Origin of the sequence: Gelidibacter sp. (genome assembly GCF_035515035.1) — a bacterium.
In the GTDB taxonomy this organism is placed as follows: Bacteria; Bacteroidota; Bacteroidia; order Flavobacteriales; family Flavobacteriaceae; genus Gelidibacter.
Map to the genome: position 1 here is coordinate 1 of NZ_DATJCA010000027.1, position 15785 is coordinate 15785.

General features: G+C 37.3%; 16 protein-coding genes and 1 pseudogene. 10 read left to right on the forward strand and 7 right to left on the reverse strand.

All coding sequences use genetic code 11. From position 1 onward, the window contains the following. The 3 genes and pseudogenes from VLZ86_RS02170 to ribD form a co-directional block, all read right to left on the reverse strand. A pseudogene (locus VLZ86_RS02170) lies at positions 1–258 on the reverse strand (EamA/RhaT family transporter); the annotation flags it as partial. Next, positions 255–866 (reverse strand): HAD family phosphatase, encoded by a 612-nt coding sequence (locus VLZ86_RS02175; RefSeq protein WP_325448260.1) that lies wholly within the window; start codon positions 864–866, stop codon positions 255–257. The gene VLZ86_RS02175 and the pseudogene VLZ86_RS02170, both read right to left, overlap by 4 nt. Further along, on the reverse strand, positions 859–1938 hold the full coding sequence (gene ribD, locus VLZ86_RS02180; protein ID WP_325448262.1) for a bifunctional diaminohydroxyphosphoribosylaminopyrimidine deaminase/5-amino-6-(5-phosphoribosylamino)uracil reductase RibD: 1080 nt from the start codon (positions 1936–1938) through the stop codon (positions 859–861). The genes VLZ86_RS02175 and ribD overlap by 8 nt, the downstream gene beginning before the upstream one ends. Positions 1939–1973: 35 nt before the next feature. On the opposite strand from ribD, the gene VLZ86_RS02185 reads away from it, so the two are divergent. Further along, complete coding sequence (locus tag VLZ86_RS02185; RefSeq protein ID WP_325448264.1) at positions 1974–2465, forward strand: GNAT family N-acetyltransferase; 492 nt, start codon at positions 1974–1976, stop codon at positions 2463–2465. Then, positions 2465–3325: a peptide chain release factor N(5)-glutamine methyltransferase gene (gene prmC, locus VLZ86_RS02190; protein WP_325448266.1), complete on the forward strand. Its 861-nt coding sequence runs from the start codon at positions 2465–2467 to the stop codon at positions 3323–3325. The genes VLZ86_RS02185 and prmC overlap by 1 nt, the downstream gene beginning before the upstream one ends. 37 nt (positions 3326–3362) lie before the next feature. Here the strand turns inward: prmC and VLZ86_RS02195 are convergent, their stop codons facing one another. Next, a complete protein-coding gene (locus VLZ86_RS02195) occupies positions 3363–4088 on the reverse strand; it encodes a copper homeostasis protein CutC (RefSeq protein ID WP_325448269.1) in 726 nt (241 codons plus the stop codon). An 82-nt stretch (positions 4089–4170) separates the two neighbouring features. Further along, complete coding sequence (locus tag VLZ86_RS02200; RefSeq protein ID WP_325448271.1) at positions 4171–6435, reverse strand: family 20 glycosylhydrolase; 2265 nt, start codon at positions 6433–6435, stop codon at positions 4171–4173. 61 nt (positions 6436–6496) lie between these two features. On the opposite strand from VLZ86_RS02200, the gene ligA reads away from it, so the two are divergent. The 3 genes from ligA (at position 6497) to VLZ86_RS02215 (ending at position 10439) form a co-directional block, all read left to right on the forward strand. Beyond that, positions 6497–8491 (forward strand): NAD-dependent DNA ligase LigA, encoded by a 1995-nt coding sequence (gene ligA / locus VLZ86_RS02205; RefSeq protein WP_325448273.1) that lies wholly within the window; start codon positions 6497–6499, stop codon positions 8489–8491. Between the two features lie 96 nt (positions 8492–8587). Then, positions 8588–9322 carry a hypothetical protein gene (locus tag VLZ86_RS02210; protein WP_325448275.1) on the forward strand — a complete coding sequence of 245 codons (735 nt, stop codon included), beginning with the start codon at positions 8588–8590 and terminating at the stop codon, positions 9320–9322. A 352-nt stretch (positions 9323–9674) separates the two neighbouring features. Further along, a complete protein-coding gene (locus VLZ86_RS02215) occupies positions 9675–10439 on the forward strand; it encodes a hypothetical protein (RefSeq protein ID WP_325448277.1) in 765 nt (254 codons plus the stop codon). Here VLZ86_RS02215 and VLZ86_RS02220 read toward each other — a convergent pair. Together VLZ86_RS02220 and VLZ86_RS02225 are read right to left on the reverse strand one after the other, a co-directional pair. After that, a complete protein-coding gene (locus tag VLZ86_RS02220) occupies positions 10436–11347 on the reverse strand; it encodes a metallophosphatase (protein ID WP_325448279.1) in 912 nt (303 codons plus the stop codon). The genes VLZ86_RS02215 and VLZ86_RS02220 overlap by 4 nt on opposite strands. A gap of 104 nt (positions 11348–11451) precedes the next feature. Continuing rightward, positions 11452–12210: a 5'-nucleotidase gene (locus VLZ86_RS02225; RefSeq protein WP_325448281.1), complete on the reverse strand. Its 759-nt coding sequence runs from the start codon at positions 12208–12210 to the stop codon at positions 11452–11454. 67 nt (positions 12211–12277) lie between these two features. On the opposite strand from VLZ86_RS02225, the gene VLZ86_RS02230 reads away from it, so the two are divergent. From VLZ86_RS02230 to coaBC, 5 genes are all read left to right on the forward strand, one after another. After that, positions 12278–12796, forward strand: coding sequence for a DUF6913 domain-containing protein (locus tag VLZ86_RS02230; RefSeq protein WP_325448283.1), 519 nt, complete (start codon positions 12278–12280; stop codon positions 12794–12796). Continuing rightward, positions 12796–13674, forward strand: a complete 879-nt coding sequence (gene dapA / locus VLZ86_RS02235; RefSeq protein WP_325448285.1) for a 4-hydroxy-tetrahydrodipicolinate synthase — start codon at positions 12796–12798, stop codon at positions 13672–13674. Before VLZ86_RS02230 ends, dapA begins: the two co-directional genes overlap by 1 nt. A 208-nt stretch (positions 13675–13882) precedes the next feature. Further along, positions 13883–14698 carry an outer membrane protein assembly factor BamD gene (locus tag VLZ86_RS02240; protein WP_325448289.1) on the forward strand — a complete coding sequence of 272 codons (816 nt, stop codon included), beginning with the start codon at positions 13883–13885 and terminating at the stop codon, positions 14696–14698. Positions 14699–14711: 13 nt separating this feature from the next. Then, entirely contained in the window at positions 14712–15044 is a 333-nt protein-coding gene (locus VLZ86_RS02245; protein WP_190246221.1) for a DNA-directed RNA polymerase subunit omega, read from the forward strand. A gap of 5 nt (positions 15045–15049) precedes the next feature. Beyond that, the coding region (gene coaBC / locus VLZ86_RS02250; RefSeq protein ID WP_325448287.1) for a bifunctional phosphopantothenoylcysteine decarboxylase/phosphopantothenate--cysteine ligase CoaBC at positions 15050–15785 on the forward strand (736 nt) is incomplete at its 3' end.

Here is a 15785-nt window from a genome sequence, read left to right on the forward strand (position 1 = left end):
GTTTTTTTGTGCGGTCCAAGCCATCATCGTGAAAAGGCCGATAAACATGGCGCCCATAAGGATACTGCCTAGAAACCATTCAGAATTTAATAAAAGGGTGACAGTAACAAATTCTTGTACACTGAGCACGCCAAAGCTAAAGGCAACAATATAATTGACTACAATAGCCTGAAAGGTATTGGCCTTAAATTTCTCGAGTAGTTTAAATACGACAAAAATTAATAGTGACGCAATGATACTGAGAACAAGGTAAATCAAAATAGATCACTTTTGGTTGACATCAATGTAGTGATGTCCTCAGTTTCTGGGTTGATATGCCAGGTATGGATGCCCAATTTGGAGGCAGAAACTATGTTTTCTTCAGTATCATCAATAAATAAGGTCTCCTCGGCTTTTATGTTGTTCTCTTTTAAAACAAATTCGTAAATATTGGCGTTTGGTTTCCTTAACTGAATTTCATGGGACAGATAAAAGGCGTCAAAATGAGCTTTAAACTCTTCGTAGAAATTCACATTTTCTTTGATCCAGTTGATATGCAACTCGTTCGTGTTGCTCAATAAAATGAGCTTATACTTTTTGTCGGCCGCCAACTGTTCTAAAAACTCCAATCTGTGCAAGGGGAAATCCCTTAAGATGTAATTCCAGGAATCTAAAAGTGCATCTCTGTCATGATCTGGAAAATTGTCCATATAGAATTCCAGAAATTCATCGGTACTCATAAGGCCTTGTTCATAAAGAATATTTACGGCGTGTATTTCATCAGCGAGTTCATCAATTCCGAAGAGATTGAGCGCATTGTCCATCGCGCCTTTTTTATCTAGATTGATAAAAACATCCCCAAAATCGAATATTATATTTTTAATCATGTGTATAAAACTTTAAGGTATCGTTGATAATTTTTTCTTCTGAAAACAAACTTCCTGAAAAATGAGGTGCTTTTGTGCCAGTGGTGAAGTTTATGGTACCTTTAAAAACACGAGCTTCATCCCAAAGACCTTCATCTATGAACGTTTGAAGCGTTTGGCGACCCCCTTCAATAATGACTGAATTAATATCTTGGCTAAAAAGAATTGTGCAAATTTGTTCGGCGATTTTATCTTTTAAATCCCAATTTAGAAATTCCCGATTCACGGATGGGTGGGTGTTTTCAAAATCATCGTCATAGCTCTCCCGGTTCCCTGCTTCGTGTGTCTCACTTATTATAATTGTTTTTGCGTGGCCATCAAAAATAGCAACGTTTTTAGCCAGACGTGAATTTTTATCTAAAACAATTCGTACGGGATTTTTTCCGTTCCAATCTCTTGTTGTCAAACTCGGATTATCTTCAATTACCGTATTGGTTCCTACTAAAAGAGCTTGTTCTTCGGCCCGCCATTTATGCACTAATTGTCGTGAAAGTTCATTGGTGATCCAAACAGGTTTTTGTTCATCCCTTGTGGATGGGGAAATAAAACCATCGGCAGTTTCTGCCCATTTTAATATGATATACGGCCGTTTTTTATTGTGAAATGTGAAAAAGCGTTTGTGATGTTCTTTGACCTGCGCTTCCAAAACGCCGACAATAACGTCACATCCTGAAGCTTTTAGTTTTTCTATCCCTTTTCCTGCAACATTACTGTGTGTATCAATAGTGCCAATGACTACTTTTGGGATTTTATTGTTGATTATGGCGTCTGCACACGGCGGGGTTTTTCCAAAATGTGAACAGGGTTCTAAAGTTACATAAAGTGTTGAATTTGAAAGTAAATTCGGGTTTTTTACGCTATTTAGGGCATTCACTTCTGCGTGAGCCCCGCCGTACGGACTTGTAAAACCCTCGCCAATAATTGTTTGGTCATGCACAATTACACAACCAACCATAGGGTTTGGCGCTGTGGTGCCCAACCCATTTTTACCGATTTCAATGCAACGTTTTATATATTTTTCATGTATATTCATCCCGATAATTCTCGTGACAAAAATAACATAATATCGTGAGCAAAGCCGCTATCCTGATCAGAGAAATTAAAACTGAAGATGACATGCAAATAGCACGGGTTATTCGTGCGGTGTTGACGGAAATGGGAGTGCCGAAAGTTGGAACTGCCTATGCTGACAAAGCTCTTGATGAAATGACCGCTACTTATAATAAGGATAAAGCAACTTATTTTGTAATAGAAGATCAAGGGAAAATTATTGGCGGTGCAGGAATAGCCCAATTAGAAAATTTTGAGGGCAGTATATGTGAATTGCAAAAAATGTATTTTTTACCAGCAGCGCGAGGGAAGGGGCTCGGCACCAAAATGATGACCACTTGTTTGCAAAAGGCTAAATTGTTTGGTTATGAAAAATGCTATCTCGAAACCTTGCCTTATATGACAGATGCCACAAAACTTTATTCCAAAACTGGATTTGAACCTTTGGAAGGACCAATGGGTGATACGGGACATTATTCTTGTAATGTTTGGATGTTAAAATCTTTATAATGCTTTTAAAAACACTACGAGAACACTTTTATAGCTCATTAAAGGAGGAGTATCCAGAAACGGAAATTAAATCTTTTTTTAATTTATTGTCTGAGTGTTTTTTGAAAATGAAACCTGTGGAAGTGAGCTTGAATCTGTATGCGCCTATTTCAGGAAAGAAAACGGAAAAGTTTGAAAATGCCATCATGCGGCTTAAGAATCAGGAGCCTATACAATATATTATCGGATCGACTGAGTTTTACGGTTTGCCATTTAAGGTTACCGAAAGTACGTTGATACCAAGACCAGAAACTGAGGAATTGGTACAGTGGGTATTGGATTCTTCAACATCCAAAAGGGAAAACTTTACCATTCTAGATATTGGAACGGGAACGGGTTGTATTGCCATTTCCTTGGCTAAAAACAGATCTGACGCCACTGTCCATGCTGTAGATATAAGTAGAAAAGCCTTAACGGTGGCCAAAACTAATGCCAAGCTAAATCAGGTAGATGTGGAGTTTACGGAGTTGGATATTCTAAATTGGAATTCGGATTTTGAAAATTTGAAATTCGACGTAATTGTATCCAATCCGCCATATGTTAGGCCTTTGGAAAAATCCCAAATGAGCGACAATGTTTTGCAACATGAGCCTTCTTTGGCATTATTTGTAACTGATAATGATCCGCTTATTTTCTATAAAAAGATAGCTGAATTTTCAAAAGTAAATCTCAAGAGCAAAGGGCAACTATTTTTTGAAATCAATCAATATTTAGGACCAGAAATGGTTCAATTACTTGAAGATTCAAGTTTTAAGGATGTTGAGCTCAAAAAGGATATTTTTGGTAATGACCGAATGGTTTCTGCAACTAAATTTTCCTGACTATTTATTTTTGTAAGAGGGGATAAAACCTAACCCATTAATTGCTGATAATCTTTAGCATAGCTGCAATAACGTCTACGTTGGATGCCAGTTCTTGGCCTTCATTCAAAAAATTAGGAGTATTCATCGGGATAGTGGTGGAGGCTTTAGCTTCTGGGGATAGTACTACAGAGCAATGGGCTTCCTTGAATCCAGCGCCCTTAAAAATTAAAATATTTTTCGGATTGATTCCAGATCCCGGAAGAATTGTAAGTACGCCATCCGCCAATTGATTTAATTGATTTAATATCAGTATTCCTTTTTCTGCTGAAATTGCTTGTCCCGAAGTAAGAATACGGTCTACTTTGAGTTCCATCAACGCTTTTAAGGCGTCAAAAGGATTCGGTGTGCGGTCAAAGGCACGATGAAACGTGAAAGGCAAGGGTTTTGAGAGCTCTATCAATTCCTTTGTTCGCTCAACATCAACCGTATTATCTAAATTTAAAACGCCAGAAACAATGCCGGCACAGCCCAGTTTTTTACAGATTTGAATGTCCTGTTTCATAATTTCAAAGTCCGCTTCAGAATAGGTGAAATTGCCACTCCTTGGTCTGATGAGTACAAAAACAGGAATGCTCAAATTTTTAATGGCCAGTTTTATCAAGCCATAAGAAGGCGTAATGCCACCGACCGCCAACTCTGAACATAATTCTATACGATGGGCGCCAGCGTTTTGGGCGTTAATTGCCGATTGGTAATTGGAAGCACAGATTTCTAAGATCATGGTTATTTCTTTAATATAACGTTTACTTTCTTAACACCTGACCATCCCGATAGCTATCGGGACGGTCAGGTTGGAATTGGTGTTAATTAATTATTATTTCATCAATAAATGTCCAAGGTTTATTCCCTGCACCTTGTTTTCCTTGTGGAATCAAATTAGAATTGGGAATTCTTAAATGAATGTAACGCGTGGTTTCGTTGAGTTCGATTTTAACTTTTGCATGAGTGTTAATGCTCTCTGCGATTTCAGCTTCGGAATAGATATCATTTTGACTAATTCCATAGGCTATCTTTTTTGGAGCGTAAATCCACATCCAAGGCGCCTCATAAAATCTCGTTTCTATTGAACGGATCTCCGTTTCTTCACCTAAATCAATCGTAATCTCCAAATCGACGCCATCAAACCCCAACCATTCTTTATCGTTTACTCGTGTATCGCTTCCTGAAATTCCGTTGATCAATCCTCCAATGCCACTTCCTGAATAGGTTTTACTCGGCTGTACATTAATACTGATTTTTTTTCCAAGTGCTTTATGAGAAGTGATAGGCTGTGTAAATGTTGCGCCCTGTTTTTTGTCAGCGTCGAAAATGGCCGCTTTTATGACAAGATCCTTGTTGATTGGGATGACTCCTGAATAAACTTCCGATGTTCCATTTGGCTCGGTGCCGTCAGTTGTGTAGCGGATAGTTTTGTTCTTTAAAATCGATTTCAATTCGTAGCCACCAGTAACGGCGCCACCGTCCACTTCGTATAAATGGTTGGCATAATTAATATCCAAAGCATCCAAGCGTTGATGGAAATTGTCTACGCGCGCCACAAAGTCGGGATAGTTTTTCTTATCGGTTGGTGACCAAAGTACTTCGCTCATGGCCAGGATTCTGGGGAATGCCATATATTCCAATTGCTTTTCATTGGGGATGTATTCCGTCCAAATATTTCCTTGTCCGCCTAAAACATATTTGGATTCCTCTTTAGTTAGCTCCTCCGGAATTGGATTAAAACTATACACTTTTTCCAAGGGTAAAAACCCACCGCTGTTCGCTAATGGTTCATTCTCGTTGTCAGATTGTTTGTAATCAAAATAACAATGCGAAGTTGGCGTCATGATCACATTGTGGTGCTGTTTTGCAGCTTCTATTGCGCCTTGTGTGCCACGCCATGACATGACCGTGGCATTAGGAGCCAAACCACCTTCCAAAATTTCATCCCAACCAATAATCTGTCGGCCTTTACCATTCAGATATTTTTCTATTCTTGTGATAAAATAATTTTGGAGTTCATGTTCGTCTTTTAAACCTTCCTCTTTAATGCGCTGTTGACAATTAGGACATTTTTCCCAATGTGTTTTGGGCGCCTCGTCACCTCCAATATGAATATATTTACTAGGGAAGAGCTCTAAAACTTCATCCAATACATTTTCTAAAAACTCGAAGGTTTCATCTTTGGAGCAGAAGATGTGGTCAAAAACACCCCAAGTTTCGGCTACTTTAATCTGCTCGCCGGAACAGCCCAATTCTGGGTATGCTGAAATAGCGGCTTGTGCATGACCTGGCATTTCTATTTCAGGAATAATGGTCACATGACGCCTTCGGGCATAGGCCACAACGTCTTTAATCTCTTCTTGCGTATAAAAGCCACCATAGCGTTTGCCGTCAAATTGTTGCGGATCGGCATTGTAACTGCCAATAAGTGTTTGATCCCTAAAAGCGGCAATCTCTTGAAGTTTTGGATATTTCTTGATCTCAATCCGCCAACCTTGGTCTTCAGTAAGGTGCCAGTGAAATGTATTCATCTTAAGCATGGCCAACGCGTCAATATATTTTTTGATAAAGTCCACCGAAAAGAAATGGCGACCTACATCCAAATGCATGCCTCTATGTTTAAATTGTGGTGCATCCTTAATAGTTACACACCCAATGGTAATGCTTTCATGATTAAATGTACCATTTTCTAAGTCTGTGGGAAGCAGTTGCCGTAAAGATTGTACTGCGTAAAAAGCACCGTGATCGGTTTTTGCCCTAATTTCAATCTGTTTTGGTGAGATGGTCAATTGATAGCCTTCGTCATTCACTATGCTTTCGTCCTGAATAAAGCTTATTTTATTGTTCTCCTGTAACTTAATTGAACTGCCAGTTTCTATAAATTCCTTCAAAAAAGTGGCTGAGACCTTAAAATTGTCATCAAATGACATCCCGACTGAATTGTCCAGAAAAAACTCTCCTCTAGTGGTTTCCAAATGATCGGGCATTGGAAGGATTTGTGGCATTGGATGTTTAGTCTTTGGAGAGTCGCAGTTATATAAGAATGAAATAAAAACTATAAGTACGGCTATTTTCTTGATGTGCATTTTAGTATATTAGAGGCCTAAAGATAAAGGAAAAAAGACAATTTACCTCTCAATAAACCCAATGGATATTCAAGAACAAATTTTAAAGCTTAGAGACGAACTTAATCAACACAACTACAATTATTACGTTCTTGATCAACCCACAATTACGGATTATGATTTTGACGTTAGATTAAAAGAATTGCAAGCGTTGGAGGATGCACATCCGGAATTTGCCGACGCACATTCGCCAACCAAACGCGTAGGTGGAGCAGTTACCAAAAGTTTTAAAACGGTGGTGCATGATCATCGAATGTATTCTTTGGATAATTCCTATTCTAAAGAGGATCTCCTAGATTGGGAATCGCGGGTCAAAAAAATGATCGACGGTGACGTACAGTTTGTTTGCGAGTTAAAATATGATGGCGCGTCCATAAGTTTGACCTATGAAAATGGGACCTTGCTGAAAGCCATAACGAGAGGAGATGGCGTGCAGGGCGATGATGTGACCGCCAATATCAAAACCATCAGATCAGTGCCCTTACGTTTAAAAGGCGATTATCCGCCAAGATTTGATATTAGAGGAGAAATTGTGCTGCCTTTTGAGGGCTTTATTAAAATGAATGAAGAGCGTATTGAAATAGGCGAGGAGCCCTATCGAAATCCTAGAAATACAGCATCGGGTAGTTTAAAGCTTCAGGATAGTGCTGAAGTTGCAAAACGACCTTTGGAATGTTTGCTTTATAATATCACTGGGAATAATTTAAACCTCAGCACACAATTTGAAAGTTTGGAGAAGGCACGTTCCTGGGGGTTTAAAGTGCCTAAAGCGGCCGCCTTGGCAAACTCAATTGAAGAGGTGCTGGAGTTTATCGATTATTGGAATGTTCATAGACATGAATTGCCCTATGAAACCGATGGCGTTGTGGTTAAAGTAAACGATTTGCATCAGCAGGATGAATTGGGCTATACGTCAAAATCGCCACGATGGGCTATTGCCTATAAGTTTAAAGCAGAGCAGGTATCAACTCTCCTAAATGAAATAACCTATCAAGTAGGACGAACGGGAGCCATTACTCCCGTGGCCAATCTAAAACCGGTGGAATTGGCCGGGACGACGGTTAAGCGCGCTTCATTGCACAATGCAGATCAAATAGAAAAACTGGATATAAGAGAAGGGGATACTGTTTTTGTTGAAAAAGGGGGTGAGATCATTCCAAAAATCATTGCAGTAGATTTAACAAAACGACCTCTAGACTCTCAGCCTACACACTATATTGAACACTGTCCGGAATGTGGAACAGAACTGGTCAGAAATGAAGGTGAAGCACAACATTATTGCCCGAATTATAATGGTTGCCAACCTCAAATTATAGGTCGCATCCAACATTTTATATCTAGGAAAGCAATGGATATTGAAGGATTAGGCGGTGAAACAGTGGCTTTATTGGTCAAGGAAAACCTAATTCACGATTATTCTGATTTGTATGCGCTGAAGAAGGAAGAAGTGATTCATTTGGAACGAATGGCAGAAAAAAGCACAGACAATTTAATAAATGGTATTGAAGTTTCTAAAAGCGTTCCATTTGAACGTGTTCTTTTTGCACTCGGAATCAGATTTGTTGGTGAGACCGTAGCAAAAAAGCTGGCCACACATTACAAAAGTATAGATAATTTAGCTTTAGCTACAATTACGGATCTGGTAACCGTTGATGAAATAGGAACGCGAATTGCCGAAAGCGTGGTCGCTTTCTTTAATTCAGAACAGAATCAAAAAATTATTGAGCGTTTGAAAAACTTTGGGGTGCAGTTGGAGATTTGTGCTGAAACATTAGCCAATCAAACCAATATACTAAATGGTCAGATTTTTGTTGTTTCTGGTGTATTCGAATCCGTTTCAAGAGATGAACTGAAAAAATTGATTGAAGATAATGGTGGAAAGGTTTCGGGCTCGATATCTAAAAAAACAAGTTATATTATTGCTGGAGAAAATATGGGACCAAGTAAAAGGATTAAAGCAGAGCAGTTACAGGTTCCAATAATTTCCGAATATGAGTTTAAAGAGTTTTTAGAGTAGAATTCTTACAAATTAATTAATTTCATCGATTAAATGCATTTTTATTCGTTTAATTGCTCTTATTGGTTATATTTGTCTGATTAATAATTTATTAAAATGAGTATGCAGAAAAGTTTAATCGGTGTATTGATTGCTCTTTCAGTAGTGTTTATGGGCTTTCAAATTTTTGGATTGGAGGTTGAAGCGGCTGGGGTAAGAGCCTCGTTGATGATACTTTTAACAGTGCTCTATTACATAAGGGTTGATAATAAACGTGTTCTCTTTTTTTTGTTTTTAATCACATTTTCCATTGCGGAAATTCTAAACTTTGTGGGTTGGCAAGTTCCTGTCGTTCCAAACCACGGCATTGACTATCTTTACTATACTGTAAATTCATTGTATATTTTAGCTTACCTATTCTTGACATTACAGATTTTAATCTCAATGACCTTGGTTGAGATTTTAAGAAAATTTCCATTTCATCTTATTATTTTAATTTTACTTGATGTTTTTTGTGTTATAGTGGTTACTAATACAGCCATAGATCGATTAAACTATTATGAATATTTTGTGGAACTTATTTATAATTCGGTCATTATGATTTTATTGACCGTAGCACTTATCAATTACATTCATAAGGATGATAAAAAGTCCATCAATCTATTGATTGGATCCATATTTATCTTTTTTTCAGAGGTGATCCAGTTGGCATATTTTTACGTGTCAAACATTAATTTACTGAATGTGTTTTGCTCTCTCTTTCTTGTACTAGCCTTTGTGTTTTTCTATTTGCAATCAAGGCTCTCTTATGAACCCCAAAAAGAATCTTTGTATCGCGATTTAGTGGCTTAAACTTATTCACATTCGGGAATAGTTATGTTGGCTTCAGATTTTATAACAATACTGGAGTGCTTGGAAGTTGACATTAAGCTCCTTTATCCATTTTGACTCACCTCTCCAATTAACTCGAGCTTCTAGAGCCAAAATTATGATTTCTCAAAAATTTAATTGTTCTTAAGGTAGGTTCGGTATGGAGTCTTTTTAATAAATACTATTGAAATGCTTGTCAAGAGTCACATGGTCTTCGCTTTAATTATAGAGCCGAGAATGAAATTTTAACAGTATTATCGATGAAGTACATTAAAACAAGGATTAAAGTCGATTTATTTGTTATATTTGTCCTACCTACTTATACAAATCTATCATGGAAAGATGGCATGCCTTGTGCCCAAATTGGGCACTCACTTTATTTTTTGTTTTAATTGTTACGCTCAATGTGCTGTGCTCTTATTATGGTTTTTCTGTAGTCACCAAAACCATGACTTTAAGTACAGTCCCAATAGTGCTTATCCTCTATTTTTACAAGCAAAGAATAATGGCAAATATATTTTCGGTTATTTTTGCGCTCTATTTTTTAGGAATTATATTTAATGCCTTTGACCAATTCAGTCTCTCCACGAAATTTTCGGAATGGTGCTTTACCGGTGCTTATTTATTGATGGTCTTTGTGATGTTAGGAAAGTTAAAAGGCGTGAAACTTGAGGGTTTCGTGTCATGGTATTTGATAGTTGTTTTTTTTATAAGCACCTATTTTGTCTTTCTTTTATTTACCGGTTTGAAAGGCAGTTTTCAAGATACTGTAATATTATCCTTAATGGTAAGTAAAGGTGTGGTGCTATTGGTCATGGCCTTTTTGGCTTTTGCCATTTATTTGAGTAAGGAGACAGCGCAATCCATCATATTCTTAACGGTGGTATGTTGCTTTATTTTTTCTGATGTATCAGGTTTTATTACAACTTCTTATGTTCAGTTCTGGTTATTTGAAGCGGTTCAAAGCATATTTCAGAGTATCGGGCTATTTATGGCCTGCATTTATGTTTATAACCATCATCAACCTGCAACGAGAATTAATGGAAGAAAAGTTTTCAAGTCAATTTCTCACTCCAGTCAAATGTCCGTTCAATCTTAAACTAAAATGGAAACGCCTTCCGAAGATTTATTTTTGGCACTGTCAAAATAGAAGTCAATTTTTCCGAGATTAATTCCAAAGCAGCCCACCTGGTTGACCAATACATTTTTGTCGATAATGTTTTTTACAATGGTAGGTTTTTTAAGGAAGGTATGTGTATGGCCTCCAATTATCAAATCAATATCCTTGGTAGCTGCGGCCAATGAAAGATCGCTGGGTTTTTCGGGATTATTACGATAGTTGTAACCTAAATGTGACAAGCAGATAATGAGATCGCATTTTTCATTTTCCTTTAATATTCGTGTCATGTCTTGTGCAATCTCAATAGGATTAAGGTATACTGTTTCTTTGTACATGTTTTTGTCCACCAATCCGTGAAGCTCGATCCCCAAACCAAAAACGCCTATTTTAATCCCGTTTTTTATAAATACCTTATAGGGTTTGGTATGCGTATCGATGATGGTATTTGAAAAATCATAATTGGCACTGATGAAATCAAACTTGGCATGGGGCAATTGGGCATACAAACCTTCAAGACCATTGTCAAAATCATGATTTCCAAGAGTTGCCGCATCGTATTTTAACATACTCATGAGTTTAAATTCCAGTTCACCTCCGTAATAATTAAAATAGGGTGTGCCTTGGAAAATATCGCCTGCATCCAATAATAAAGTATGTGGATTTTCGGCTCTAATGCCTTCAATCAAGCTCGCTCTTCTAGCAACACCTCCTTGATTGGGGTTTCTGCCGTCTTGAGGTCCAAAAGGATCAATGTGACTGTGTACGTCGTTGGTATGTAAAATGGTAATCTTTTTTAGGTTGCTAGAAAATGATTGCAGACCAAATCCTCCCAGTCCCACCAAAGCCGAGGCAGCTGCTGTTTGTTGAATGAATTCTCTTCTTTTCATGTGTTAATGTTTATTGTTTTTTAATGGTCGCATGCTGTTCGCCATTAATGATCCCCATGCGTCATAAAATCTTGGGCATCCTCGTTTCATAACTTCAAAAAATATTAATCCTTTAACTGAATGAATCGGTCGTCAACTACAGGATTGATGGTATCCGTTTTCATAAAATAATCAATAAGGGCATTTCTTATTTTATAATCCAACACAATCACCTCTTCACTTCCTTTAAAAAAGTCCATGCCATCCCCACCATTAATAAGATAATCATTGGTGGCAACATAGTAGGTCTTCTTAAAATCAACTGGGATTTGATTGACTGAACTTTCAACCAGCTGGCCATCTTTGTCCAAAACTATTTTTAATTTCGAAATAGGATGAGCTCGTTTAGCCTTAGCTAAGTAATCTAAAAGCTCCTTTACGTTAGATCCGGGCAATTTTGAAACCACAATAGAGTTTTCAAATGGCATTAATTCGAACGCCGTTCTTTTGGAAATTGGGCCTTTTGAAATGATGGATCTGATCCCGCCATGATTCATAAGAACAAAGTCGATATGTTCTCCAGTTCTTTTGAAAAAAATAGGGTCGGCTTCGTCATAAATCACGTCTGCCAGTAAATTGCCAATGGCCGTATTGAGATAGCCGTCGGATTTGGAATAGGTATCAACCGAATAGCCCAAAATACTGTCCAAATCCTTGTTAATATTTTCTCTATAGGGTTTAACGAAGTCTTCAATACTAGCTACAGACTGTAAACTATCATTGATGTTTATGTTTTTACCTTCAATTTTGAAAACATCTGTTGGAGTTTTGCAAGACATGCCCAAAAGGAGTCCTAGAACCAGAAAAAGATTTTTAAAATTCATTGAATAACTTCTAAGATGTTAATAGATAAATGTATTGTGTTCGTTACCTTTGCCAAAACAAAAGTAAATGATTTTAAAGGCATTTAAGGAAAAATCCAATCAAAAATTCCTCAGCAAGCTGCTAAGTTCTAAAAACTCTGCAATAAGTAGTAATAAGATACAATCTATTGGCGTTATTATTGACGCAGCCGAATTTTCTGATGCTGAAGTCTTTAAGAATCTCTTCCACGAAATGGGTATCCAATTGCCCAAAATCAAAATTGTTGTCTTTGTTGAAGATGAGAAAAAAACGGAGCGCTTATGGGGTAATTATTTCAGTAAAAAGGATTTTGGCTGGAGAGCAAACATAAAGCACGCAGAGCTTAAGACGTTTTTGGAAACTGAATTTGATGCCCTTTTAGGATTTTACAAAACCGATGCTTTAGAGTTGAAAATGGCCACCGCACTCTCAAAGGCCAATTTTAAAATAGGATTATCAGGCATTGATGATCGGTTGTTTGATTTTATATTGGACGTCGGAATTAATGATTTCGAGGTATTTAAAATTGAACTTAAAAAGTATCTAACCATATTAAATAAAATATAATGACAAAATTCCTTGGGACAGGTGTGGCGCTGATCACCCCGTTCAAAACTGATTTGAGTATTGATCATAATGCTCTGGCAAACATTGTCAATTATAATATTGACAACGGCACAGAGTATTTGGTTATTTGTGGAACCACTGCAGAAAGTGTGACCCTATCAAAACAGGAAAAGAAGGACGTCATTGCTACCATAAAGAAAGCTAATAATGGCAGATTGCCATTGGTTTTGGGTATTGGAGGTAATAATACCGCTGAAATTATTGAAGAGATCAGATCTACAAACTTGGATGAAATTGATGCTATTCTGTCGGTTTCTCCTTATTATACTAAACCGACTCAAGAGGGGGTCTATCAGCATTTTAAAGCTATTTCTGAGGCGTCACCAAAACCCATCATACTTTATAATGTGCCAGGACGCACGTCATCAAACATGTTGCCGGCAACTACGTTAAGGCTCGCCAATGATTTTAAAAATATCATTGCCATAAAGGAAGCAGGAAATAATGTGGCACAATATTTACAATTGTTAAAAAATAAACCTGACGATTTTTTAATCATTTCAGGAGATGATGATTTGGCCTTAGGTGTGGTTTTGGCCGGTGGCGCTGGAGTTATTTCAGTATTAGGGCAGGCTTTGCCTAAAGATTTTTCCACTATGATCCGTCTAGGACTGGAAGGTAAAGCAAAAGAGGCCTATAAGCTTCACTTTAAATTGATGGAGGTTACCGCACAGATTTTTGAAGAAAACAATCCCGCAGGAATCAAGGCCATTTTTGAGGCTCTGGGATTGGCACAAGATACTGTAAGACTACCTTTGGTTGTCGCATCAGACGTATTAAAAGAAAAAATTAAAAAATCTGTCGCACTTCTCAAATAAATAATAAACGTTAAATTTTACTTAAACGTCTCTGTAGCCTAAATTCAACACTTATTTTAGCTTGAAATTTTTATTTTATAATACGTTATAAATGTGTATTTTTGCATTCTGTTTAAAAATGTCGAAGTGCTGTTAAAACTTTACCTTATCTATGACCATATTTAATCAGGCATTACAACTAAACAATACAAAGAAGAACAATTCTTGGATGAAAAACATTTGTTATACTTTATTGCTCACTTTAGTACTGTCTTCTTGTAGCGAATATCAAAAGGCATTAAAATCTGAAGACATTGCTACAAAATTCAAAATGGGTACAGAACTTTATGATGCCGGTAAATTCGCCAAGGCCAATAAATTGTTTGCACAAATTGCTCCACAGTACAGAGGGAAGCCCCAAGCGGAAAAGTTGATGTATATGTATTCCAATTCATTTTATATGATGAAGGATTACTACTTGGCAGGCTATCATTTTGAACGTTTTGAAAGCCAGTATCCAAAGAGTGAAAAAGCTGAAGAGGCGCTATTTTTAGCCGCTAAAAGTTTTTATATGTTGTCCCCGGTATACAGCAAAGAGCAAAAGGAAACCGTGACAGCCATTGAAAAACTTCAGATGTTTATCAATAAATTTCCAGAATCAGAGTATTTGCCACAAGCTAATAAATTAATTCAGGAACTGGATTTTAAATTGGAAAGGAAAGCTTTTGAAATAGCTAAACTTTATAACAAAATAGCGAACTTTGAATCAGAAGATTACGAAGCGTCAATTAAAGCCTTTGATAACTTTCTTTTGGACTATCCAGGGACAACCCTTAGGGAAGAAGCTATGTATTACAGATTTGATTCTGCCTACAAATTGGGAATCAACAGTGTGGAACATAAACGTGAAGGCCGTTTAAATACCGCTATTAAATATTACAATTCGTTTTATAAGGCTTATCCAGAATCTAAATTTGGGTCTGAAGCAGCAAAAATGAATACCGAATTGCAAACCGCACTTCAACACTATAGTATAAAAAGTTAATTAAATAGAAATGATGAATTTAAAAAAGACTGATGCTCCAGTAAGTACTATTACTTACGACCGTAATGAGATTGATGAGCCAACAGGAAATATCTACGAGGCTATTTCTGTTATTTCAAGAAGAGCTGAACAGATCAATACGGACATCCGTAGAGAGCTTGTTGATAAGCTTGAAGAATTTGCGACCTATAATGACAGTCTTGAAGAAATCTTCGAAAACAAAGAGCAAATTGAAGTATCTAAGTTTTATGAAAGATTACCAAAGCCGCATGCGCTTGCAGTTCAAGAATGGTTGGACGATAAAATTTATTTCAGAAATACTGAAGACGATATCAAAGAAGCATAATTACTATGTCAATTTTAAGCGGCAAAAACATACTTGTGGGCATTACTGCTGGTATTGCTGCTTATAAAACAGCAAACCTTGTTAGGTTATTTATAAAGGCAGGCGCTCACGTAAAGGTCGTGATGACGCCTGCTTCTAAAGACTTCATTACACCTTTAACCCTTTCAACCTTATCTAAAAATCCAGTTCATTCTTCATTTGTCAATGACGACGATGAAAATGCTGTGTGGAACAACCACGTAGAACTTGGGTTATGGGCCGATCTTTTTATCATAGCGCCCGCAACAGCAAATACTATGGCAAAAATGGCCAATGGTGTTTGTGACAATTTATTGATGGCCACTTATCTCTCAGCCAAATGTCCTGTTTATTTTGCACCAGCAATGGATTTGGACATGTACAAACATAAAAGCACCTTGAATTCTTTTAATACTTTGAAGGGTTTTGGCAACATCATGATTCCTGCAACGAGTGGTGAATTGGCAAGTGGATTGGTAGGTGAAGGTAGAATGGCAGAACCAGAAGATATCGTCGCCTTCATTGAGAAAGATATTTTAGGACAATTGCAATTATATGGGAAGAAAATTCTTATTACAGCAGGACCAACCTATGAGGCTATTGATCCTGTCCGTTTTATTGGGAACCATTCCAGCGGTAAAATGGGTTTCGAAATTGCAAAAGCGGCCGCCAATCTTGGTGCCGAGGTCATTTTAATTACAGGTCCAACACATCAAAAAGTAG